Below are 21,948 nucleotides of genomic sequence, written 5' to 3'. Positions count from 1 at the left end.
TGCTTAATCCAGACCCAGAACACCGCGTAATTGCGACAAGTCTTCCGCCAGCGTCGTGATTGGCCCTTTCAGCGCATTACGATCGGCATCAGTCAGTTTGTCATAGGTTTCAAAACCGTCTTTGGTACGGTACTTGCTCAGAATGGTATCAACCTTTTTGAAGTTCGCATCCACCTTCGCCAGCAGCTCAGCATTGGATTTTTGCAACTGAGGGCGCAGGAGATCGACAATTTTCTGCGCGCCATCTACGTTGGCCTGGAAATCCCACAGATCGGTATGGCTGTAGCGATCTTCTTCCCCACTGATTTTGCTGGCAGCAACTTCTTCAATCAGTCCTGCTGCCCCGCCAACAACTTTTGACGGTGGGAAAGCCAGCTCGCTAATACGCGTTTGCAGGTCAAGAACATCGCTATTTAATTGGTCGGCGTACTTTTCCATACCTTTGGTGGTATTGTCGCCAAACAGCGCTTTCTCCAGGCGGTGGAAGCCGGTGAATTTAGGATCGGCGGCTTTTTGCTCATAATCATCTTCACGCGCATCGATGCTGCCGTCGAGATCGGAGAACAGTTCAGCAATCGGTTCAATACGCTCATAATGCTGACGGGTTGGCGCATACAACGATTTCGCTTTTTCCAGATCGCCTGCTTTAATCGCATCAGTGAAGGCTTTAGTGCCCGCAACCAACTGCGCGGTTTCAGCTGTCACATAAGCTTTATATTCGGTAATCGCGCCGCTCAGACTCAGCAGAGCATCGCTCTGTGCGGCATCCGCCGTTGCGCTACCTTTTACGATCAGTTTGCCTTTCGGGTTAGTCAACAGACCGCAGGTCATATCATATTCGCCAGGCTGCAGGTTAGCGGTCATTTTCTGGCTAAAACCTGGCGCAATGTTTTCGCGCTCTTCAACCACCATAACGCCTTTAAGAATTTCCCACTCCAGCGCTTTCTGGCTGTGGTTCTGGATGATGAACTGCGTTTTCCCGGCGTTAACCGTGATCGTCATCGGTTCACACTGTTTGTCGTTAACCGTGACTTTCACCTGCGGAATATCGGCAGCTTGTGCAGAAAAAGCGGATGCAAACAGCGCGGCAATACCCAACTGCAGCGCACTACGGCGAAAATTAAACGTCATAACCTATCCCTATAAATAAGTATGTTGTAACTAAAAAGTATTCTGCATCGCGTTTTTATCAAGGTGCGGTACGCGATGCCGTAGTGCCTGAACGCGGCGGTAGTGCAAACATAATCAACGCCGGAATCAGGTAGATAAACCAGACAGCGACTTCACTAACGCTTGGCGCTTCCTGATAGCCGAAAATACCTTCCATCAATGTGCCAAACAGCGAATGCGTCGACAGCACACTGCTCAGGTCAAACGCCACATCCTGAAAATGATTCCACAACCCAGCTTCGTGGAAAGCGCGGATCGCCCCAGCGGCAAGACCGGCAGCTACCAGCAAAATGAACAGGCTGGTCCATTTAAAGAATGCCCCGAGGTTGAGGCGAATGCCGCCGAGGTAAATCAGGTATCCCAGTACCACTGCGGTAGCCAGTCCCAGCATCGCGCCTAACGGCGGCCAGATGCCTACATCCTGCTGGAATGCCGCCAGCAGGAAGAACACCGATTCCAGCCCTTCTCGCGCAACAGCAAAAAAGACCATCATCACCAGCGCCCAGCCGTGATGATTACCGCGTTGCAACGCGTTATCGACAGCCTGTTCAAGCTGAACTTTGACGTTGCGGGAAACTTTACGCATCCAGAACACCATCCAGGTGAGGATCACCACGGCAATAACCGCCACGATACCTTCAAACAGCTCCTGTTCTTTTTGCGGAAATTCACCGGTGGTTTCGTTGATGAAAATCCCTAACGCCAGGCATAACGCCGCCGCCAGCAGAACACCAATCCACATCACACCAATCCATCGACCGCGCTGAGTCCGTTTCAGGTAGCTGGCAATCAGGCTGACAATCAGCGCGGCCTCTAACCCTTCGCGCAACATAATTAGAAATGGAACAAACATGCGAAGAACCCTTAAACGTTATTCTCGGTCAATTGATGAAAAGAAAAGTAAATTACAGTGATAGTGATTATCATTACAGCAAAGAAAAACTCAAGCAGAATGTTTTGAGAATGATGACTTAATGTAAACAGTTAGGCGGGTAATGGTTATGCAGGTTTGCGGGGGCGCAATAAAAAGCCCGCGCACGGCGGGCTTCAGGGACAGGAGATAAATTATTCTGCCTGTAAACGCGATGGCGGAGCTGAGTGATAATGCGCGTCAGCCTCGGCAAAACGTTGCTGCATAGCAGTTGAAGGTGCTTTCCCCAACAGGCTGAAGACCACAATACCGATGCTGCCGAAAACAAAGCCCGGGATGATTTCATACAGACCCAGCCAGGCGAACTGCTTCCAGACGATTACCGTCACCGCACCGATGATCATCCCTGCCAGCGCGCCGTTGCGGGTCATACGCGACCACATTACCGAGAACAGAACCACCGGGCCAAACGCCGCGCCGAAGCCCGCCCAGGCGTAGCTTACCAGACCCAGCACGCGGTTCTCCGGGTTCGCCGCCAGCGCGATAGACACCAGCGCCACGACCAGCACCATGATGCGGCCAATCCATACCAGCTCTTTCTGGCTGGCATTTTTACGCAGGAACGCTTTGTACAAATCTTCGGTGATTGCGCTGGAGCACACCAGCAGCTGGCAGCTCAGGGTCGACATAACCGCAGCGAGGATCGCAGACAGCAGAATACCGGCAATCCACGGGTTAAACAGGATTTGCGCCAGTTCAATAAACACACGCTCGGCGTTCTGGTTAACGGCACCGGCAAGCTGTGGGTTGTTGTTAAAGTAAGCAATACCAAAGAAGCCCACAGCCACGGCACCTGCCAGACACAGGATCATCCAGGCCATGCTAATGCGGCGAGCATGAACGATGCTATGGTGGGAATCTGCAGCCATAAAGCGCGCCAGAATATGCGGCTGACCAAAGTAGCCCAGACCCCAGCCCATCAGCGAAATGATGGCAACAAAATTCAGCCCTTTGAACATGTCCACGTTCTCAATGCTCTTTTGTTTAATCACTTCCAGCGAATCGTCGAATCCACCCACGCCAATGACTACCATCACCGGTGTCAGGATCAGAGCAAAGATCATCAGGCTGGCCTGGACGGTATCGGTCCAGCTAACAGCCAGGAAACCACCAATAAAGGTATAGATGATCGTCGCGGCCGCGCCCGCCCACAGTGCTGTTTCGTAGCTCATGCCAAAGGTGCTTTCAAACAGACGCGCCCCTGCCACAATCCCTGATGCACAATAGATGGTGAAAAACAGCAGAATAACCAGCGCGGAGATAATACGTAGAATTCGGCTTTTATCTTCAAAGCGACCGGTAAAGTAATCCGGTAACGTCAGCGCATTGTTATTGTATTCGGTGTGTACGCGTAAACGTCCGGCCACCAGCTTCCAGTTGATCCAGGCGCCCAAGATAAGGCCGATGGCGATCCAGCTTTCTGAAATGCCCGACAGAAAAATTGCGCCAGGCAGACCCATCAGCAACCAGCCGCTCATGTCAGATGCCCCAGCGGATAACGCGGTCACGAACGGACCCAGACTGCGTCCCCCCAGAATGTAATCGTCAAAGTTTTTGGTTGAACGCCATGCAATAAACCCTATCAATATCATGCCGAAAATATAGACACAGAATGTCACTAACATCGGTGTGCTAATAGCCATCAAAACTCTCCAAAATTATGTATCAGCAATGCCGTGGCTTGCCGTTTTATTACCCTGCCGGAACGTGGCAAAGATATCTATGTTGACCAGGGCGACCGTATCCTGCCGGAAGCGATGGTTATTCACAATCGATTTAACACACCATTTACATCAAATTTGATCCAGAGTAGATAGCATTTTTCTGTAGGTTGCACTCTCTCACATTTTTTTCGGTTGCACCTTTTAAAAGTGTTAACTACCGCAGAGAAAAAGATTCTGTAATTTTTACAGCCCACATCACAAGACTCATATTTATTAACATCTCATTCATTTCCAAGCTTGCAAACCAAGTCACATTTAACACGGTTGCACAAAGTTGCAACATAGTGGATATTTCTCGGTAACTATCAGACCCGTATTTCAGTACAACAGGAGTAAACGGCATGGGAACCACCACGATGGGGGTTAAGCTGGATGACGCCACTCGCGAGCGTATTAAAACAGCAGCATCACGAATCGATCGCACGCCACATTGGCTGATCAAACAAGCCATCTTTAATTATCTCGAAAGACTGGAAAATGACGACGCGCTTCCTGAACTACCGGCCCTGCTGGCGGGTGCCGCGAATGAGGGTGAGGAGTCAACCACGCCGCAGAATGAAGCGCATCAGCCTTTCCTGGAATTTGCCGAACAGATCCTGCCGCAGTCAGTTTCCCGCGCAGCAATCACCGCCGCGTACCGCCGCGCCGAAACCGACGCAGTGCCGATGCTGATGGAGCAGGCTCGTCTGCCGCAACCCATCGCTGAGCAAGCGCACAAGCTGGCGTACAGCCTGGCCGACAAACTGCGTAACCAGAAGACCGCTAGCGGCCGCGCCGGGATGGTACAAGGTTTATTGCAGGAATTCTCCCTTTCTTCACAGGAAGGCGTCGCACTGATGTGTCTGGCGGAAGCCTTGCTGCGTATTCCTGATAAGGCAACCCGCGATGCGTTAATCCGCGACAAAATCAGCAACGGCAACTGGCAGTCGCACATTGGACGCAGTCCGTCACTTTTCGTCAACGCGGCGACCTGGGGGCTGTTGTTTACCGGTCGTCTGGTTTCTACGCATAATGAAGCCAGCCTTTCACGCTCACTCAACCGTATTATCGGCAAGAGCGGTGAACCACTGGTGCGTAAAGGCGTCGACATGGCAATGCGCTTGATGGGCGAGCAGTTCGTCACCGGAGAGACTATCGCCGAAGCGCTGGCTAACGCGCGTAAACTGGAAGAAAAAGGTTTCCGCTACTCTTATGACATGCTGGGTGAAGCGGCTCTAACCGCCGCTGATGCCCAGGCTTATATGGTTTCGTACCAACAGGCAATCCACGCCATTGGTAAAGCCTCAAATGGTCGCGGCATCTATGAAGGGCCGGGCATTTCTATCAAGCTGTCGGCGTTGCATCCGCGTTATAGCCGCGCGCAGTATGACCGCGTGATGGATGAACTCTATCCGCGTCTGAAGTCGCTTACTCTGCTGGCCCGCCAGTACGACATCGGTATCAATATCGATGCTGAAGAGGCAGACCGACTGGAGATCTCCCTCGATCTGCTGGAAAAACTGTGTTTTGAACCTGAACTGGCGGGCTGGAACGGTATCGGCTTTGTTATTCAAGCCTACCAGAAGCGCTGCCCGTTTGTTATCGACTACCTAATTGACCTCGCCACGCGCAGCCGCCGTCGCCTGATGATCCGCCTGGTTAAGGGCGCCTACTGGGATAGCGAAATCAAACGTGCGCAAATGGACGGTCTGGAAGGTTATCCGGTCTATACCCGTAAGGTGTACACCGACGTTTCCTATCTGGCCTGTGCGAAAAAGCTGCTTGCGGTACCGAATCTGATCTACCCGCAGTTCGCCACCCACAACGCCCATACATTGGCGGCGATTTATCAGTTAGCCGGTCAAAACTACTATCCGGGTCAGTACGAGTTCCAGTGCCTGCACGGTATGGGCGAACCGCTATATGAGCAGGTCACCGGTAAAGTTGCCGATGGCAAACTGAACCGTCCATGCCGCATTTATGCACCGGTAGGCACGCATGAAACGCTGCTTGCGTATCTGGTACGTCGTCTGCTGGAAAACGGCGCCAACACTTCATTCGTCAACCGCATTGCAGACACTACCCTGCCGCTGGATGAACTGGTAGCCTGCCCGGTCGAAGCCGTTGAAAAACTGGCGCAGCAGGAAGGCCAGGCTGGTCTGCCACATCCGAAGATTGCCCTGCCGCGTGACCTGTACGGTAAAGGCCGCGAAAACTCAGGCGGGCTGGATTTAGCTAACGAACATCGTCTGGCCTCACTTTCCTCCGCCCTGCTCAACAGTGCGCTGCAAAAATGGCACGCTAAGCCAATACTCGAACATCCGGTTGCTGACGGTGAAATGACGCCAGTCGTCAACCCGGCCGAACCGAAAGACATTGTCGGTTACGTGCGAGAAGCGACTCACAGCGAAGTGGAACAGGCATTGCAGAATGCGGTAAATAACGCGCCGATATGGTTCGCCACACCGCCACAAGAGCGCGCCGCTATTTTGCATCGCGCCGCCGTTCTAATGGAAGGCCAGATGCAGCAATTGATTGGCATTCTGGTGCGCGAAGCAGGTAAAACCTTCAGTAACGCCATTGCGGAAGTGCGCGAAGCGGTAGATTTCCTGCACTATTATGCCGGTCAGGTCCGCGATGACTTCGATAATGAAACCCATCGTCCGTTAGGGCCGGTAGTCTGTATCAGCCCCTGGAACTTCCCGCTGGCTATTTTCTCAGGGCAGATTGCCGCCGCGCTGGCGGCGGGCAACAGCGTGCTGGCAAAACCCGCGGAACAAACCCCGCTGATTGCCGCCCAGGGTATTGCCATTTTACTCGAAGCAGGTGTACCGCCAGGCGTGGTGCAACTGTTGCCTGGTCAGGGCGAAACGGTCGGGGCGCAGCTCACTTCCGATGAGCGCGTACGCGGCGTCATGTTTACTGGCTCAACGGAAGTTGCCACGCTGTTGCAACGCAATATCGCGACCCGCCTGGATGCTCAGGGACGTCCAATCCCGCTTATCGCCGAAACCGGTGGGATGAACGCCATGATCGTCGACTCCTCCGCGCTGACGGAACAGGTGGTGGTCGACGTTCTGGCTTCTGCCTTTGACAGCGCCGGGCAGCGCTGCTCCGCGCTTCGCGTCCTGTGTCTGCAGGACGATGTAGCCGACCATACGCTGAAAATGCTGCGCGGCGCGATGGCGGAATGCCGCATGGGTAACCCGGGCCGCCTGACCACCGATATTGGACCGGTTATCGATGAAGAAGCCAAAGCCAATATTGAGCGCCATATTCAGGCCATGCGCGCCAAAGGGCGTCCGGTGTTCCAGGCCGTGCGCGAAAATAGCGACGATGCGCGGGAATGGCAAACCGGTACCTTTATCGCCCCGACGCTTATTGAGCTGGAAAGCTTCGATGAATTACAAAAAGAGGTGTTTGGTCCGGTACTGCACGTCGTGCGTTACACCCGTAATAATCTGGGCAGCCTGATTGAGCAAATTAATGCCTCCGGCTACGGTCTGACGCTGGGCGTACACACCCGTATCGATGAAACCATCGCCCAGGTCACGGGCTCAGCACATGTGGGGAACCTGTATGTTAACCGCAATATGGTCGGCGCCGTCGTCGGCGTGCAACCATTCGGTGGCGAAGGCTTGTCAGGAACCGGGCCAAAAGCGGGTGGGCCGCTGTATCTGTACCGCCTGCTGGCAAACCGTCCGGAAAATGCGTTAGGTATTACCCTTGCCCGCCAGGATGCAGACTACCCGGTCGATGCGCAGCTTAAAGCCGCACTGGTTCAACCGCTGGAAGCGCTCAGCGAATGGGCAACCGACCGTCCAGCACTGCGTGCGCTCTGCCAGCAGTTTGGCGAACTGGCGCAGGCCGGAACGCAACGCCTGCTGCCAGGCCCCACCGGCGAGCGCAATACCTGGACGCTGTTGCCGCGTGAACGCGTTCTATGTATCGCCGATGATGAACAGGACGCACTGGTACAGGTTGCCGCTGTAACTTCCGTTGGTAGCTTAATCCTGTGGCCAGATGATACGTTCCATCGCGACCTGGCAAAACGCCTGCCAGCCGCGGTCTCCGGGCGCATTCAGTTTGCCAAAGCGGACAACATCGCCACGCAGCCGTTTGATGCCGTTATTTTCCACGGCGATTCCGATCAGCTTCGCGCACTGTGTGAAGCAGTGGCGGCCCGCGAAGGGGCGATTGTGTCGGTCCAGGGCTTTGCCCGTGGCGAGAGCAATATTCTGCTGGAGAGGCTGTACATTGAACGCTCCCTGAGCGTCAACACCGCCGCAGCCGGCGGGAACGCCAGCCTGATGACAATCGGCTAAGGTTGTGGTTAATTAAGGCTCCGGTAACGGGGCCTTTTTTTATGAAGCCAGAGGGAAGCATGAAACGAATCGTACTGACATGTGCAGCGCTGCTGCTGAGCGGCCAGGCGCTGGCGGATGACTGCGCCAACGCGAACACGCAGATTGAGATGAACACCTGTGCGGCAGAGCAGTATAAGGCGGCCGACGCCAAACTTAATGAAACTTATCAGAATGCGCTGAAGCGCGCCGCTCCAACCCAGCGCGATTTACTGAAAAAAGCGCAAATATCCTGGATAACTTTGCGCGATGCGGACTGTGCATTACTCAGTTCTGGCACCGAAGGCGGTAGCGTTCAGGCGATGATTACCAGCCAGTGCCTGACAGATAAGACCAACGAGCGCGAAGCGTTTCTCGCCTCGCTCTTGCAGTGTGAAGAAGGCGATTTAAGCTGCCCACTACCACCGGCCAGTTAACGCACGCGGATCCCTTCAATAATCATCCGCTGTACGCTCTCGACCGTTTGGTTAAAAAAGGCTTCATCACGCAGCGTTGCGCCCGTCACCGCCTCTACCTGTGGGGCAAAGTCGGCGTAGTGCTGAGTTGAAGCCCAAATCATAAAAATCAGATGATGCGGATCGACCGGAGCCAGTTTTCCGCTTTTGATCCAACCGGCAATCAGCGCGGATTTCTCATCAATTAGCGTTTTAAGATCCCCCTCCAATTCAGCCATCAATAAAGGCGCTCCGGCCAGCATCTCCATACAAAACAGCCGTGATGCCTGAGGGTAATCGCGCGACACTTCCAGCTTAAGGCGAATGTATTCTTTAATGGCTACCAGCGGCGCAAAGTCTTCGCGAAAAGCTTTCAATGGAGCCAGCCAGATGTCGAGGATCTGCCGTAAAACGGCGATATAAAGCACCTCTTTTGACGGGTAGTAATAAAGTAAATTGGTTTTTGACACACCCGCCTGCTCTGCCACCTGCTCCAGGCGCGTGCCGTGGATCCCATATTGGGAGAAGATATTTAATGCCGCGGTTAATATGGCCTGGCGTTTTGCACTGACGGCCTGCGAACGCTTACCTGTTTTTTTCTCTGCGCGTTGGACCATGCGCCCTCTCCTTCTTGTGAGGGCGTCAGCATACCAAATCACGCGGTGAATGGTTAAATTAAAGCGATTCCGGAGGCGCCTCTTGCGGCTGCGCTTTTTTCTTTTTGAACTTCAGCTCGCTGACCAGCACGCCAACAATAATGAATGCCGCGCCAAGCAATGCAAGTAGCGGTAAGCGTTCACCCGCCAGACGGCCAAAGATTCCCGCCCACACTGGCTCACCGGTATAAATAACCGTCGCGCGCGTCGGCGAAACGCTACGCTGCGCCCAGTTCATGGTGACCTGAATAATCGCGCTGAAAATCCCCAGCCCCAGCGCCACCACCAGCAATCCGGTAGACATTGGCGGTACGGTCTCTCCGGCTGGTCTCATCGCAATAAACGCCACTATTGAAGCAGTTGCCAGTTGCACTACCGTTACCCGCCGTACATCAACTTTTCCCGCCCACGCGCTAATCAGGATAATTTCTGCCGCAATCGCCACCGCACCGGCGAGCGTGATCCACTCACCTTCGCCTAAAGCCAGTAAATTGCCTCCCGGTCCGGCAAGAAAAATCAATCCGATAAAGGCCAGTACAATACCGACGCACGGCATCAGTCCAGGCATGCGCCCCAGACACAGCCATTGTAAAAGCGGTACCAACGGAACGTACATCGCGGTAATAAACGCCGATTTACTGCTGGGAATAAACTGTAGCCCCCAGGTTTGCAGGCTATAACCCAGCGCAATGGCGATACCGATTGCCACCCCTGCTTTGACTTCCAGCCATGTCAACTTATGCAGTGTGTGTAACGACAAAAGCGCGACCGCCAGTGCGGCAGTGGCAAAACGCACACCGACAAAGAAAAAAGGCCCGCTCAGGGTAACGGCATATTGCACCGCCAGAAACGTGCCACCCCAAAACATGGTGATCACAATGAGGATCGCTTCCTGAGGTTTAACAGAAAAGGAATAACGAGAGAGTAATGACATGAGACACCCGATTAACTGAATGTCATTAGTCTGCGTTGCGTTTTGTTACAGTTCAACCTTGCAGACAAAAAAAACCGCCGGAAGGATCCGGCGGCGGTGGCTACGTAACGTCTGTCTCTGACGCTCAGGCGTCACGACATATCTGACAGATAGCCCGACAATTACGATTTATTGTTGCCGTGGCTATTTTTGCCCCCTTTTTTGCCTGCCTCTGAAGCGCGTTGCGGGTCATTCTTAAAGTTGCCCCCGCTGTGCTGGCCACCTTTTCGACCTGCTTCTGATGCTCTTTCGCGGTCTTCCGCAAAGTTGCCGGAACCGCCCCGATGGTTTGCCATTACTGACCTCCGTCATTGATTAGACATCATATTGCATAGGTACTGAGGAGTGATACCTCACGCAGCGTTACGGGCGAGGCCCTGAAAATAACTGCGTGGGATTAAGCATAGTGAAGCGTGGACTGGGCAGACGCTAACTGTAATATCCTGCAACAGGATCAGGAGTGCCAAAGAAATAATCACCCTAAGAAATCAATAAGTCTTTCTTATGACTACCGAATTCAACCCGGTTAAATATGTATCATTTTGCTACAAAGCAGGTTGTTATAAAAATTGTTATAAATCAAAGAAGTGATTGTGAAATTTGCACTCCTGACAGTACGTCATATCTTTAAAGGTAGGTAGCGAGTCGCTACGGACACGGTTAACTCGAGGAGTAGTGTAAAATGGCAAAAGTTCTGGTGCTTTATTATTCCATGTACGGACACATTGAAACTATGGCCCATGCAGTCGCAGAAGGCGCAAATAAGGTAGATGGCGCGGAAGTGATTATTAAGCGCGTACCAGAGACCATGCAGCCTGAGATTTTCCTTAAGGCTGGCGGCAAAACACAAAACGCACCAGTCGCAACCCCGCAAGAACTGGCTGATTACGACGCCATCATTTTTGGTACCCCCACGCGCTTTGGCAATATGTCCGGTCAGATGCGTACCTTCCTCGACCAGACTGGCGGGCTGTGGGCCTCTGGTGGTCTGTACGGCAAACTCGCCAGTGTATTCAGCTCAACGGGAACCGGCGGCGGTCAGGAACAAACCATTACCTCAACCTGGACTACGCTTGCCCACCATGGGATGGTGATTGTGCCTATCGGTTACGCGGCGCAAGAGCTGTTTGATGTCTCTCAAGTTCGCGGCGGTACCCCTTACGGTGCAACCACCATTGCCGGAGGCGACGGCTCCCGCCAGCCAAGTCAGGAAGAATTATCTATCGCCCGCTATCAGGGTGAATATGTCGCAGGTCTGGCAGTAAAACTCAACGGCTAATCTTCAACAGGAGGATTCGAATGCCAACTCAAGAAGCGAAAGCCCATCGCGTCGGCGAATGGGCAAGTCTGCGCAATACATCGCCGGAAATAGCCGAAGCCATTTTTGAAGTCGCACATTATGACGAGAAACTGGCGGAAAAAATTTGGGAAGAAGGTAGCGATGAGGTACTCATCAAAGCCTTTGAAAAAACAGACAAAGATTCGCTCTTTTGGGGTGAACAGACTATCGAACGTAAAAACGTCTAGCGCTCAGACTCCCCCGCGAACACGGGGGAGTTTTCTTTTATTTAGCCGCCTCATTCAGCACGCTGTCGAACTTATCTATCGGGCAAAAACCATCCGCATCTATCGGACATCCTTTCAGCTCAAGCGTTACGCGCTGCGCTGGGGATTTCAGCGTCAGAACGTCTGCATTACGCAACTGCAGCGAGCTCTGATACACATACTCGATTTTCATCAGATCACGATTTGCGTTGCTGTCATGCCAGCGCTGGAAGACAATCTTCCCGCCAATCGGTGTACGCTCGTTCTGAGCGTGAAGCTGGTATGGTTTGAAATCCAGCGCGGTGAGCAGCGAAGCGATGTTTGAGTCATGTCCCACCAGCACGGTTATTTTCGGTGCTTTCGCGCGTTCCGTAACCAGCGCATTATCAATATATTTCACCAGAGGTTTGGCGACGTTCTGCGCCACTTCCGGGGAGGTGAACAGGCTGTCCTGATAGCCATTTTTCAGCTTCGACAGAACCTTCCACTGCTGATCCGATTTAATCTCGCCCCAGGCAACCTTGTCCATCGGGAAGCCTTCGTAATACTGCAGCGTGAAGGCATCGACCAGCGAATTCCCCACCTTCAGCGGCCCCGATACGCCTGGCTCCTGCTGGTATTTCGCGCTGAACGTATCTTTGGCATCGGTCAGGGAACACTGCTGTTTTTCTTTACAGGATGGAGAGTCTTTGTAGTCGGTCATTTGCTCAAGCAACTGATAGCTATCGTTGAGCTGCATTTTACTACGCTCTTTCTCCATGGCCTGAACGGCCTGCTGGCTGAAGGTGGCGGAATCATCGGTGATCACCGGATTAAAGGTGGGATCCATGGTGCCCATTTTTTCCTGATGATGGACCGGAACATCGCAACCAGGGAAAGCGCCGGTGACAAAGAACTGCGCCGTAGCAACAGTGCGCTGCAGGCTGTTAGCATAGGTATAAACCGTATCCGGTGCCGGACATTCGCCCGATTTCACCATCCCCTGCTCTGCCAGCCACTCTCGCATGTAGTGACCCATATAGATTTCCAGCACACCGCCTTTGGTGGTGAGTTGTCCGCCGGGGACATCCCACTCTGGCCATTGCTTGGGGGTGGACTGTTCAAGAACGCTGCCATTATTGGCTAAAGGTGCACGTAAGTTATGCCGACTCATCATCAATACTTGTTGAAGCTGATACCCTTCCGGCGCGGTCTGCGCTTGCGCGGCGGTTGACAATAATACAGCCCCTGCCACGGCTGCGGCGATTAACGATTTATTCATCCCTACGACCTCTTGTTGTTATCAATCACAACAGAGTGTGACAGAAATATGACATATTTCCGGGAACGCTTTCGCAAAACAGACCATCTAGCGTGTCGTTTTAACACCAAACTCGGTTTCGAGTTTACGAATGCCAAGAGGTGTGAAGATGACGTGGCGGCTGCCCTGTTCGGTTTTTATCCATCGCTGTTCACTGAACCAGCGCAACAGCGTTGCGCCAAGCACACCACCAGGATGATAACGTCGCTCGCTCCAGTCCAGACAACCGCAGGTTAACTTCCGCCGGGATGAACCCGCCGCCAGGACAATCCCCATCTGGGCCAGCTTTTCCTGGCCAGGAGGAGTCAGCGTTTCACCATCCGGCGTTAACCACTGACGGGAAACCAACGTATCAAACAACCTCACCGCGACCTCTCCGGCGAGATGGTCGTAGCAGGTGCGGGCATGCCGCAAACCTGGCGGCGTTGTGATTCTCCGGGGCGTTGATGTCGCCCACGCAACGCCCATCAGGCGTTCCAGCAGTTCAGCGATATCGGAACCTGCAAGGCGAAAATAACGATGTCTGCCCTGCGCAAGCGCCACAACAAAGCGTTGTTCGCACAGACGCGCCAGATGCGCGCTGGCGGTCGACGCGGATATATCCGCCACCGCGCTGAGCTCAGTTGCAGTCCAGGCGCGGCCATCCATCAGGGCGCACAGCATACGCGAGCGCGATTTATCGGCCATCACTGCCGCAGAGAGTGCCATTTTCGACTCCAGATCGCCCTCTTCTTCATGTAACATCACGGATGCCATAACGACCTCATTGCCCCTGAATCTCTGAATTAACGATGCCATGAAAGTCGCGCAAAGTCACCGAACCGGTCACACAGCACGCAGCATCATCTCTGTACCCAACCCGACCAGACAAAACAGAAAACAGCGTTTAAACACGAGCGGAGAAATAACCCTTCGCACACGGGTTCCTATCCACTGGCCAATAAGTGCAGGAACAATGGCCAAAGCCGACAAGCTTAGGGATTGTACGGGCAGCGCGTTATGCCACCACAGACCCAGCGCCAATGCCAGGGTCGAAAAGGTAAAAGAGATCCCGAGCGCCTGTACCAGTTCATCTTTCTCAAAGCCCAGGGACTGGATCCAGGGTACGGCGGGCATCACAAACACCCCGGTTCCGCCGGTCAATAAGCCGGTCACAAATCCAATGACGAGGGAGTACGGTTTTTCACGCTGCGGGGCCACCGCAATTTTCTTTCCTGCCAGCGTCCAGATAGCGTAAGCCACCAGCGCCACGCCAAGCGCAAACTGAGTTCGGGTGGTGTCGCCCCCGGTAATCCAGGCGCTGGCAAGCAGAGTCGCCACTACCACTGTCAGCAGCATTGGCCACAGTCGTTTGAGTAATTGGCGTGTATTTCCACCACCGCCAAACTGGAACAAATTGCTTATCAGCGAAGGCAATAGCAGCATAGCCGCCGCCGCAACCGGTGAAATAAGCGATCCGAGGATCCCCATCGCCACGGTGGGCAACCCCATACCCGTAACGCCTTTCACCATCCCGGCGAGGACAAATGTGGCGGCAATCATCATCACCAGAGCGGGTCCAAACGCTAAAGAACTCGTCATGTTGCACTTTCCTGGAAAAGAGAAGATGACTGATTCTGGACGTTAATCACTGTGCTTGCTTCGTCAGGCAACGAAATATGCCTTCCAGAGGAAGGCGACGCCATAAAAAAATGCCGGGTTCCCCCGGCACAAATATCAGAATATTTTCGCCCACCACAGCCGAAGCTTCATGCCCCAGTAGCTGGTCCAGCCGCTGGTGGTTGACACCACCCGACCTTCTGACATCACCACCAGCGTGGGCGTGACGCTAATCGCCCAACTGCGGGAAATAACCCCGTTCGCATCATTGATGACCGGAAATTCCACGCCTTTACGCAACAGCCAGCGAGATACCTCAGCTTCATTTCCGGAGCGTAACGCAATGGTCATCACATTTTCCCCTTCCGAACGCAGCCTGTCGACTTCCGGCGTCGTGAAGCGGCATACGCCGCACCAGCTCGCCCAGAAATAAAGCAACACTGGCTGGTCTTTGCTGAGCGCCGCCAGCGTGACGGTTTCACCATCCAACGTTTGTAAAGGCGTACTGTCAAAAGAGGCAGGGAGCTGCGGCGCACGCCAGCCATCCATCAGCAGCATCGCCCCCGCCAACAGAGCCAGTAAGATCAGCCCTTCGCGCAGCCAGCGGCGCAGTTTACTGAGCATTGGCCGCCGCCAGTTTTTCTTTTACCACTTCCTCAAGCGTTTCCCACGGCACCGCACCGGGAATAAGTTCATCGCCAATGATCGTTGCGGGGGTTCCCTGTACACCCACCAGTCGCGCCAGTTGCAGGTTAGTGCTCAGCGTTTCAGCACTTTGGGCGTCCAGCGTCACCGGACTGGCCCCCGCTTTTTCCTGCGCCTGTTTGATACTGACATCGGTATGGTAGCCCTTCTTCTGCATCAGTTTTTCATGTAGCGCCAGAAACTGCTGCGGATGCTGATGCCAGGTGGTCAACACGGTCCGCGCCGCCAGTTCCGAGCTTTCACCTTTAAACGGCAACGGTTTGATCACTACCGCCACGTCAGGATATTTCTGCACAATTTTTTCCAGCATTGGATCCAACTGCTTGCAGTATGGGCAGTTGTAATCGGTGAAGTTTATCAGGGTCAGTTTCGCCTGCTTCGCGCCAATCCGCGGGCTGTTGGGATCGTTAAACAGGGCTTCCTGAATTAATGCTTCAATTTGCTTTTCCTGTTCCGGGGTAAACGGCGCAGGTTCTTTCGCGATACTGACGGCAGAAAACAGGGTTAACAGTAGAACAATCATCATCTTCATGGGGTAACTCCTTTGGCATCATTCAACGTTTGCAGTACCGCATCACGGGTTAACAACGTGGGTAATGCCTGGCCTTCCGACAGACCGGGGCCATAAATTTGGTTATACGGCACAGCAACCTGGCCGCGTTTTTTTAGAAATTCGGTAATGGCTTCAGAAGGGAGTGTCCAGTCGCCGCGCAGCGCCACCACATCCGGCTGTTGCAATGCGGCCTGTACGTCATCTTTATGCAAGACGTTGAACTTGTTTACCTTACAGGTGATGCACCAGTCTGCCGTGACGTCAATGAACACGCGCTTATGTTGCGCCAGCGCATCCTCAATAGCTTGCTCGCTTAGCGGTTGCCAGTTCACGCTCTCTTTGCCGGTGCTTTGCCCTACGAACCCGAAATGCGGGAGCAGCAACGTCGCAAGCCAGATAGCGGAACCCAGCATCATCACGCCGAGCAGACGCCGCAACATATTCATCCAGCGTCCTGGCCGCGGCAAACGCAGCGCCAGACCGGGACGCAGAGCCACCAGCAGCCACGGTAAGCTCATTCCCAGCCCAAGTGCGATAAACAATCCCCACAATGTCGGCAGCGAAGCGGTCAATGCCACCGCCACCGCCGTTCCAAGGAACGGGGCACTGCACGGCGTAGCAAGCAGCGTCGCAAATGCGCCTTGCCAGAAATGTCCCGACAGACCGTTGCCGCCGTGAGTCGCCAGCGTGGTAGTCATCGCAGAAGGGAGTCGGAATTCAAACCACCCGAACAGGCTGGCGCTGAACGTCAGCATCACCAGTACCATCACGCCAATGAACCATGGATTCTGAAACTGGATCCCCCAGCCAAGCGCCTGATTGGTTAAACGCAGCACCGTCATCAATAGAGCCAGAGCCATAAATGAGACAAGTATTCCGGCTACCGATGCGAGGAACTGACGACGGACCTGGCGACGACTTTTTTCCTCGACCAGCAAAATCGAGCCCAGCTTCATGCCCAGAACCGGTAACACACAGGGCATCAGATTGAGGATCAAACCGCCCAGCAGCGCCATTAGCACCACTTGCCACAGTGGGAGTGAGGCGTTCTCAACAACCGGGGCTTCGCCAATCGCAAGACGACTTTCCTGGGCAACACCGTTATCTGCCAGCACCAGGGTGACTGACTTACCACGCAGATCCGGCGCGCCTTCTCCCCAACCGTCATGTACAGGTACCGTGGCGCGTAATGTCTCCCCCTCAACATGGATTTGCGGCATGCCAAAATCCGCATCATCAACAGCATCCAGATACAGCCCTGGTGCAGTCCAGCCTCCCGCACGGTGAGCCTCGACGACTAACTCTCCCGCCCGTGCGCCGGCGCTCAGAGCATCGGTCAGGCCTCTGGCAAGTGGGATCTGTCCCATCGCCTGAGCATAGTCATGTGCAAAAGTCGGGTCCTGGGCTGTGGGCGTTACGGAAAAAGGAAAATCCGTCAACAGGCAAACGTTGCTACAGGTGGATAGCGTCAAAACGCCGCTGAGCGTGGCGGGCGCTCTACCTCGCACCACCATCGGGAACGTCACCTTATCGTGATACCCCTGGGTAGTGATATTGGCGACCTCAAAACGAGCTGGGGTTGGCCAGAACCAGTCGACCGCAGGCATTTCCTCTTTCCAGGCGATAGCAGGCGCAACGCCCCCCTCGCCCGGAGAACGCCAGTAGGTTTTCCAGCCGTCCTCCAGTTTGACATCCAACAACAGACGGGTTTCACCGCCAGCGGACGTATCAGCGCGTAACCGCACGCTGGCGTGATCGTTATCGGGCGAACGCAGCCAGCCGGGTTCAGCCGCCCAGGATACGGGCAGCCATAGCAATAACAGACAGAGCAGTGTCTGCCTGAAAACAGTCATCATAGTTTTTCTCCGTGAATAATTATCTAACAGTCAGCAACGGCTGTTCTGTCATTCACGGAAGACGCAAAATCGGAGATGCACCCGGAGAGTGGGCGGCGAGATGGCTCGCGGTGGGAAAAAAGGTAGACGAAACGCCCGCACTGGCGCCAGCAACGACAGCAGCAGGCACAGCACCAGAATAGCACCTTCAAACAGTACGGGTGGCGCAGCCAGTAATGACTTCGCGCTCAGTTCACAAGGGGTAACGGGTGAGGCCTCATCGGCCTGCACTTGTGCGCTGGCGACAACGCTTGTAACGGCGGTATCCATCTGCAACGCGTGCAGACCCGCCATGCGTTGTGCGGTGCAAACCATCACCACAACACATGCCAGACAGAGGAACCACCATCCCATCCGTTGACGTTTCGCCATTATACCCTCACTCATTGATGCGAGTTATCTTAACCACTCGCCGGTTTTTGGCAACCTTTGCGCTGTAAAGTTATGTCCTGGCATCTGCTGGATATACCGCGATTTCAATCAGATTGAGATCGGGATCCCTGACATAAACCGAGCGAATCGGTCCTGTCGCACCGGTTCGTGCAACGGGCCCTTCAATAATCTCGACTCCGTGGGTTTGAAACGTCTCTGTCACCTCTTCCAGGGTACGCGTGGTGATAAAACACAAATCCAGCGCCCCCGGCGTTGGCGCGTAGGCTTTAGGTTCAAACTCTTTTCCCCGAATATGGAGATTGATTTTCTGATTGCCAAAGACGAAGGCTTTCCGACCTTGTGCGAAAGTTTCCAACCTCATGCCTAAAAGCTCGACATAAAAACGAACGCAAGCCTCTTCATGATTGGTGGTTAGTACCAGGTGATCCAGGTGGTCGATCATAGTGATATCCATTTGGGTTGCTCATCTCTGACACTTACCCTATTCATTCACGCGCGACAAGAAAAAGACAATCTACAGGGGTATTTGCAAATACTTAGCGAAATACCTTGCCATTCACGCTTTAAAAGCGAAATGATAATTAATCATATTTTCGTCTTTGTTTATTACACTATAACATTGCTAAAAACACCCCCGAAAATATCACGAAAGTTATCATTCACTATTTACGAAGAATGCCAGAGAATATTTCAATGTCAGCACACAAATAATGCCCGCTACGTACTGATGCGTAAATGAAAGTAAGGGTCAGCGCATTTTCAGGGGATTTCCTTATTATATCCAGACGCAATGAATAACGTATTCATTAGCAGATAATTTGTTTATCAAATGTTATTTAGAGTATATGAAAATGAAAAAATATTTATTACCCCTGATTGGGTTACTTTTTACAGTTAGCGCTCAGGCAGCATCATTTACCGACGGTAAAGAGTATATCACCCTGGAAAAACCCGTCGCTTCCGCCCCAGCTGCACTGAAGTTTTTCTCATTTTACTGCCCTTCCTGTTATCAGTACGATGAAGTTTTTGAAATCACGGACAACGTGAAAAAAGTACTGCCTGCTGATGTCAAACTCACCGAATACCACGTCGACTTTTTAGGTCCGCTGGGGCAAGACATGACGCACGCCTGGTCCGTCGCCATGCTGTTAAACGTACAAGATAAAGTTAAACCGTTGCTTTTTGATGCCGTTCAGAAAAAACAAACCGTTAAAACAGCGGATGATATTCGTAACGTATTTATCAGCGCGGGCGTCAGCGCCAGTGATTATGATGCCGCCTGGAACAGTTTTGCCGTGAAATCCCTGACCGCGAAACAACAAGAAATGGCTAAAGCGGTAGATTTAACCGGTGTGCCCGCCATTTTTATCAACGGTAAATATATGATCAATCCAAAAGGACTGAAATCTGACGACCTAAACTCTTTTGTGAAGAGCTACGCGGATACGGTTCGCTATCTGATCACCAAATCCTGACGTTTCGCTAATCTCACTTTTCGCACCACACAACAGTCAAAAGCGCTGTTGGTGGTGCGTAATCACATCATTTAGTCCAATATCCTTTCTTCCCGGTTGGCATTCGCCGTTATCAGGATTACCCTAAACTTAGCGGTGTTACCTGTTGTCGGGGTACACCTTCTTCAAGTGTTGATTTACACGAGAGAACGCTATGGAATTAAAGGATTATTACGCCATTATGGGCGTGAAACCGACAGACGATCTCAAGACAATCAAGACCGCCTATCGTCGACTCGCCCGTAAATACCATCCTGATGTCAGCAAAGAGACTGACGCTGAGGCCCGTTTTAAAGAGGTTGCTGAAGCCTGGGAAGTCCTGAGTGATGAACAGCGACGAGCCGAGTACGACCAACTGTGGCAGCATCGCAACGACCCTCAGTTCAGCCGTCAATTCCAGCAAGGAGAGGGGCAAAGCTACAGCGCCGAAGATTTCGACGATATCTTCTCCTCCATTTTTGGTCAGCGTGCGCACCAGTCGCGCCAGCGCCCTGCCAGCCGCGGGCACGACATCGAAATAGAAGTTGCGGTGTTCCTGGAAGAAACGCTTACTGAGCATAGCCGCACTATCAGTTACAACCTGCCAGTCTACAATGCGTTTGGCATGGTAGAACGAGAAATTCCTAAAACACTGAACGTGAAAATTCCGGCTGGCGTCGGTAACGGTCAGCGTATCCGTCTGAAAGGTCAGGGTACGCCCGGCGAAAACGGTGGGCCGAACGGTGATTTGTGGCTGGTGATTCATATTGCGCCGCATCCGCTGTTCGATATCGTTAATCAGGATCTGGAAGTTGTCGTTCCTCTGGCGCCGTGGGAAGCTGCGCTGGGTGCGAAAGTAACCGTTCCGACGCTGAAAGAGAGCATTCTGCTGACCATTCCTGCAGGCAGCCAGGCCGGTCAGCGGCTACGCATCAAAGGCAAGGGTCTGGTAAGTAAAAAACATACCGGCGATTTGTATGCGGTGATCAAGATCGTCATGCCACCGAAACCTGACGACACCAGTGCCGCCCTGTGGCAACAACTGGCGGATGCACAAAAGACCTTTGATCCGCGCAAAGAGTGGGGGAAAGCATAATGGCTAACGTTACCGTCACTTTTACCATTACCGAATTTTGTCTGTACACCGGTGTGTCAGAAGAAGAACTGCATGAGGTTGTCGGCTTAGGGGTGATAGAACCCTACGAAGACGAGACGTTTGACGATCATGCGCTGACCGTAATGCGTCGCGCGGTGCGCCTGCGTCAGGAGCTGGAACTTGACTGGCCAGGGATTGCCGTTGCATTGACGTTGCTGGAAGAGAACGCGCAGCTGCGTCAGGAAAACCGCCTGCTGCGCCAGCGGCTGTCCCGTTTTATCAGCCATCCTTAGTGCGTCAGGGCCAGCATGGTGCTGGCCCTTTTATTGTCCCGAAACCTGCTCTTAATGACATTAAGCAGTAGATGGCATACAGTCAGCGATAAGAATTATCTCAAACAATAAGACGTTGAGCCATGCAGCTTAAGCCCCTCACAAAAGGTCGTTTTCACAATATCTGGCAGCAAGATGATGCCTTAATTGAGAAGATATTCCAGGAACTGCTCTCTGAAACGCAGATGATCCACGAAGATGAGTATCTCTATCGCCAGGGACAGGTAGTCGATCGACTTATCATGGTGCAATCAGGCAGAATTTCCCTGCGTTACAGCGCGGAAAATGGTCGCCGTTTTCAGTTGGGCGCAATGGAATGTGATGAGCAACTATTTGGTGAAATGGAGTTTTTTACCGGGTATCGCTGCCAGCTTGATATCGTGGCCGAAGAGCCGTTGACCGTGGCGGTGTGCAGCTGTGAGCGTCTGGAAGAAGCGCTAAACCAGCACCCGAGACTGGCGATATTTTTTGCCAGTGCGATGGCGATTGATTATCAGGATATGCTGGAAATCTTCCTGCACCGGATGCTCTACCCTATCGTTCATAACGTGGCGTATGATCTGTATCGCCAGCATCAGAACAAACAGCCGATGGATGGTTTCCATAAAAAATACCAGGAAGCAGAACGGTTCGGCACCACCGATCGGGTCTATCGGCGGGCGGTTAAAGCCCTGACGGATGCCGGACTGGTAACGCGCACGAAGCAAGGACTGGAAATTAAGGATCTGGATGGGCTGCGTAAATTCCTCGGCAATGACATCATTGACTGACACACCATCCCCGTAGAGAAGGTTGGTGTGTCAGTT

General features: G+C 53.1%; 22 protein-coding genes. 8 read left to right on the top strand and 14 right to left on the bottom strand.

Features of this window, described 5'->3' with window-relative positions; all coding sequences use genetic code 11:
• Nucleotides 1-3: 3 nt before the first annotated feature.
• The 3 genes from efeO to putP all read right to left on the bottom strand — a co-directional run bounded on the left by efeO (nt 4) and on the right by putP (nt 3,744).
• A complete protein-coding gene (gene efeO / locus OGV71_RS23305) occupies nt 4-1,131 on the bottom strand; it encodes an iron uptake system protein EfeO (protein ID WP_071697326.1) in 1,128 nt (375 codons plus the stop codon).
• Nucleotides 1,132-1,189: 58 nt separating this feature from the next.
• Nucleotides 1,190-2,023, bottom strand: coding sequence for an iron uptake transporter permease EfeU (efeU, locus tag OGV71_RS23300; protein WP_003036041.1), 834 nt, complete (start codon nt 2,021-2,023; stop codon nt 1,190-1,192).
• 212 nt (nt 2,024-2,235) lie between these two features.
• Nucleotides 2,236-3,744, bottom strand: a complete 1,509-nt coding sequence (gene putP / locus OGV71_RS23295; RefSeq protein ID WP_032942939.1) for a sodium/proline symporter PutP — start codon at nt 3,742-3,744, stop codon at nt 2,236-2,238.
• A gap of 422 nt (nt 3,745-4,166) precedes the next feature.
• On the opposite strand from putP, the gene putA reads away from it, so the two are divergent.
• Both putA and OGV71_RS23285 read left to right on the top strand, forming a co-directional pair.
• The gene (putA, locus tag OGV71_RS23290; RefSeq protein WP_204583764.1) at nt 4,167-8,129 is read left to right on the top strand and encodes a trifunctional transcriptional regulator/proline dehydrogenase/L-glutamate gamma-semialdehyde dehydrogenase; all 3,963 of its coding nucleotides are present in this window, start codon (nt 4,167-4,169) and stop codon (nt 8,127-8,129) included.
• 59 nt (nt 8,130-8,188) lie between these two features.
• The gene (locus OGV71_RS23285; RefSeq protein ID WP_003836811.1) at nt 8,189-8,584 is read left to right on the top strand and encodes a lysozyme inhibitor LprI family protein; all 396 of its coding nucleotides are present in this window, start codon (nt 8,189-8,191) and stop codon (nt 8,582-8,584) included.
• Here OGV71_RS23285 and rutR read toward each other — a convergent pair.
• The 3 genes from rutR to OGV71_RS23270 all read right to left on the bottom strand — a co-directional run bounded on the left by rutR (nt 8,581) and on the right by OGV71_RS23270 (nt 10,527).
• Nucleotides 8,581-9,219 (bottom strand): HTH-type transcriptional regulator RutR, encoded by a 639-nt coding sequence (gene rutR, locus OGV71_RS23280; protein ID WP_003036026.1) that lies wholly within the window; start codon nt 9,217-9,219, stop codon nt 8,581-8,583. The genes OGV71_RS23285 and rutR overlap by 4 nt on opposite strands.
• A gap of 58 nt (nt 9,220-9,277) precedes the next feature.
• Nucleotides 9,278-10,192, bottom strand: a complete 915-nt coding sequence (locus tag OGV71_RS23275; protein WP_204583766.1) for a DMT family transporter — start codon at nt 10,190-10,192, stop codon at nt 9,278-9,280.
• Between the two features lie 161 nt (nt 10,193-10,353).
• Nucleotides 10,354-10,527 (bottom strand): con-10 family general stress protein, encoded by a 174-nt coding sequence (locus OGV71_RS23270; protein WP_003036022.1) that lies wholly within the window; start codon nt 10,525-10,527, stop codon nt 10,354-10,356.
• Between the two features lie 386 nt (nt 10,528-10,913).
• Here OGV71_RS23270 and wrbA point away from each other — a divergent pair, with 386 nt between their 5' ends.
• On the top strand, nt 10,914-11,510 hold the full coding sequence (gene wrbA, locus OGV71_RS23265; RefSeq protein ID WP_003832057.1) for an NAD(P)H:quinone oxidoreductase: 597 nt from the start codon (nt 10,914-10,916) through the stop codon (nt 11,508-11,510).
• Between the two features lie 20 nt (nt 11,511-11,530).
• Nucleotides 11,531-11,758 carry a YccJ family protein gene (locus tag OGV71_RS23260; protein WP_003036015.1) on the top strand — a complete coding sequence of 76 codons (228 nt, stop codon included), beginning with the start codon at nt 11,531-11,533 and terminating at the stop codon, nt 11,756-11,758.
• Nucleotides 11,759-11,795: 37 nt separating this feature from the next.
• Here the strand turns inward: OGV71_RS23260 and agp are convergent, their stop codons facing one another.
• The 8 genes from agp to OGV71_RS23220 form a co-directional block, all read right to left on the bottom strand.
• Complete coding sequence (gene agp / locus OGV71_RS23255) at nt 11,796-13,037, bottom strand: bifunctional glucose-1-phosphatase/inositol phosphatase (protein WP_044700724.1); 1,242 nt, start codon at nt 13,035-13,037, stop codon at nt 11,796-11,798.
• Nucleotides 13,038-13,124: 87 nt separating this feature from the next.
• Complete coding sequence (locus OGV71_RS23250; RefSeq protein ID WP_048216636.1) at nt 13,125-13,832, bottom strand: ArsR/SmtB family transcription factor; 708 nt, start codon at nt 13,830-13,832, stop codon at nt 13,125-13,127.
• Between the two features lie 69 nt (nt 13,833-13,901).
• A complete protein-coding gene (locus OGV71_RS23245) occupies nt 13,902-14,657 on the bottom strand; it encodes a sulfite exporter TauE/SafE family protein (RefSeq protein WP_071697322.1) in 756 nt (251 codons plus the stop codon).
• Nucleotides 14,658-14,792: 135 nt separating this feature from the next.
• On the bottom strand, nt 14,793-15,299 hold the full coding sequence (locus OGV71_RS23240; protein ID WP_204583768.1) for a protein disulfide oxidoreductase: 507 nt from the start codon (nt 15,297-15,299) through the stop codon (nt 14,793-14,795).
• The gene (locus OGV71_RS23235; protein WP_003035975.1) at nt 15,289-15,912 is read right to left on the bottom strand and encodes a DsbA family protein; all 624 of its coding nucleotides are present in this window, start codon (nt 15,910-15,912) and stop codon (nt 15,289-15,291) included. The genes OGV71_RS23240 and OGV71_RS23235 overlap by 11 nt, the downstream gene beginning before the upstream one ends.
• Nucleotides 15,909-17,789, bottom strand: coding sequence for a cytochrome c biogenesis protein CcdA (locus tag OGV71_RS23230; protein WP_204583770.1), 1,881 nt, complete (start codon nt 17,787-17,789; stop codon nt 15,909-15,911). The genes OGV71_RS23235 and OGV71_RS23230 overlap by 4 nt, the downstream gene beginning before the upstream one ends.
• Nucleotides 17,790-17,837: 48 nt before the next feature.
• Nucleotides 17,838-18,200 (bottom strand): hypothetical protein, encoded by a 363-nt coding sequence (locus tag OGV71_RS23225; RefSeq protein ID WP_003836824.1) that lies wholly within the window; start codon nt 18,198-18,200, stop codon nt 17,838-17,840.
• Nucleotides 18,201-18,270: 70 nt separating this feature from the next.
• Entirely contained in the window at nt 18,271-18,675 is a 405-nt protein-coding gene (locus OGV71_RS23220; protein ID WP_003035964.1) for a VOC family protein, read from the bottom strand.
• Nucleotides 18,676-19,072: 397 nt separating this feature from the next.
• On the opposite strand from OGV71_RS23220, the gene dsbA reads away from it, so the two are divergent.
• The 4 genes from dsbA to OGV71_RS23200 all read left to right on the top strand — a co-directional run bounded on the left by dsbA (nt 19,073) and on the right by OGV71_RS23200 (nt 21,912).
• The gene (dsbA, locus tag OGV71_RS23215; protein ID WP_003035960.1) at nt 19,073-19,696 is read left to right on the top strand and encodes a thiol:disulfide interchange protein DsbA; all 624 of its coding nucleotides are present in this window, start codon (nt 19,073-19,075) and stop codon (nt 19,694-19,696) included.
• 193 nt (nt 19,697-19,889) lie between these two features.
• Nucleotides 19,890-20,810 carry a curved DNA-binding protein gene (gene cbpA, locus OGV71_RS23210; protein ID WP_003035957.1) on the top strand — a complete coding sequence of 307 codons (921 nt, stop codon included), beginning with the start codon at nt 19,890-19,892 and terminating at the stop codon, nt 20,808-20,810.
• Nucleotides 20,810-21,103, top strand: a complete 294-nt coding sequence (gene cbpM, locus OGV71_RS23205; RefSeq protein WP_003035954.1) for a chaperone modulator CbpM — start codon at nt 20,810-20,812, stop codon at nt 21,101-21,103. Before cbpA ends, cbpM begins: the two co-directional genes overlap by 1 nt.
• A 122-nt stretch (nt 21,104-21,225) precedes the next feature.
• Nucleotides 21,226-21,912, top strand: a complete 687-nt coding sequence (locus OGV71_RS23200; protein ID WP_060854602.1) for a Crp/Fnr family transcriptional regulator — start codon at nt 21,226-21,228, stop codon at nt 21,910-21,912.
• Nucleotides 21,913-21,948 lie beyond the last annotated feature (36 nt).

It is taken from the genome of Citrobacter sp. Cf088, assembly GCF_030334295.1.
In the GTDB taxonomy this organism is placed as follows: domain Bacteria; phylum Pseudomonadota; class Gammaproteobacteria; order Enterobacterales; family Enterobacteriaceae; genus Citrobacter; species Citrobacter freundii.
Note: the sequence above shows the minus strand (reverse complement) of the source record. Positions and strands in the feature narration are given on the sequence as shown.

Coding starts and splice junctions, on each gene's coding strand:
- efeO (WP_071697326.1), bottom strand. CDS start 1,131: ATGACGTTTAATTTTCGCCGTAGTGCGCTGCAGTTGGGTATTGCCGCG.
- efeU (WP_003036041.1), bottom strand. CDS start 2,023: ATGTTTGTTCCATTTCTAATTATGTTGCGCGAAGGGTTAGAGGCCGCG.
- putP (WP_032942939.1), bottom strand. CDS start 3,744: ATGGCTATTAGCACACCGATGTTAGTGACATTCTGTGTCTATATTTTC.
- putA (WP_204583764.1), top strand. CDS start 4,167: ATGGGAACCACCACGATGGGGGTTAAGCTGGATGACGCCACTCGCGAG.
- OGV71_RS23285 (WP_003836811.1), top strand. CDS start 8,189: ATGAAACGAATCGTACTGACATGTGCAGCGCTGCTGCTGAGCGGCCAG.
- rutR (WP_003036026.1), bottom strand. CDS start 9,219: ATGGTCCAACGCGCAGAGAAAAAAACAGGTAAGCGTTCGCAGGCCGTC.
- OGV71_RS23275 (WP_204583766.1), bottom strand. CDS start 10,192: ATGTCATTACTCTCTCGTTATTCCTTTTCTGTTAAACCTCAGGAAGCG.
- OGV71_RS23270 (WP_003036022.1), bottom strand. CDS start 10,527: ATGGCAAACCATCGGGGCGGTTCCGGCAACTTTGCGGAAGACCGCGAA.
- wrbA (WP_003832057.1), top strand. CDS start 10,914: ATGGCAAAAGTTCTGGTGCTTTATTATTCCATGTACGGACACATTGAA.
- OGV71_RS23260 (WP_003036015.1), top strand. CDS start 11,531: ATGCCAACTCAAGAAGCGAAAGCCCATCGCGTCGGCGAATGGGCAAGT.
- agp (WP_044700724.1), bottom strand. CDS start 13,037: ATGAATAAATCGTTAATCGCCGCAGCCGTGGCAGGGGCTGTATTATTG.
- OGV71_RS23250 (WP_048216636.1), bottom strand. CDS start 13,832: ATGGCATCCGTGATGTTACATGAAGAAGAGGGCGATCTGGAGTCGAAA.
- OGV71_RS23245 (WP_071697322.1), bottom strand. CDS start 14,657: ATGACGAGTTCTTTAGCGTTTGGACCCGCTCTGGTGATGATGATTGCC.
- OGV71_RS23240 (WP_204583768.1), bottom strand. CDS start 15,299: ATGCTCAGTAAACTGCGCCGCTGGCTGCGCGAAGGGCTGATCTTACTG.
- OGV71_RS23235 (WP_003035975.1), bottom strand. CDS start 15,912: ATGAAGATGATGATTGTTCTACTGTTAACCCTGTTTTCTGCCGTCAGT.
- OGV71_RS23230 (WP_204583770.1), bottom strand. CDS start 17,789: ATGATGACTGTTTTCAGGCAGACACTGCTCTGTCTGTTATTGCTATGG.
- OGV71_RS23225 (WP_003836824.1), bottom strand. CDS start 18,200: ATGGCGAAACGTCAACGGATGGGATGGTGGTTCCTCTGTCTGGCATGT.
- OGV71_RS23220 (WP_003035964.1), bottom strand. CDS start 18,675: ATGGATATCACTATGATCGACCACCTGGATCACCTGGTACTAACCACC.
- dsbA (WP_003035960.1), top strand. CDS start 19,073: ATGAAAAAATATTTATTACCCCTGATTGGGTTACTTTTTACAGTTAGC.
- cbpA (WP_003035957.1), top strand. CDS start 19,890: ATGGAATTAAAGGATTATTACGCCATTATGGGCGTGAAACCGACAGAC.
- cbpM (WP_003035954.1), top strand. CDS start 20,810: ATGGCTAACGTTACCGTCACTTTTACCATTACCGAATTTTGTCTGTAC.
- OGV71_RS23200 (WP_060854602.1), top strand. CDS start 21,226: ATGCAGCTTAAGCCCCTCACAAAAGGTCGTTTTCACAATATCTGGCAG.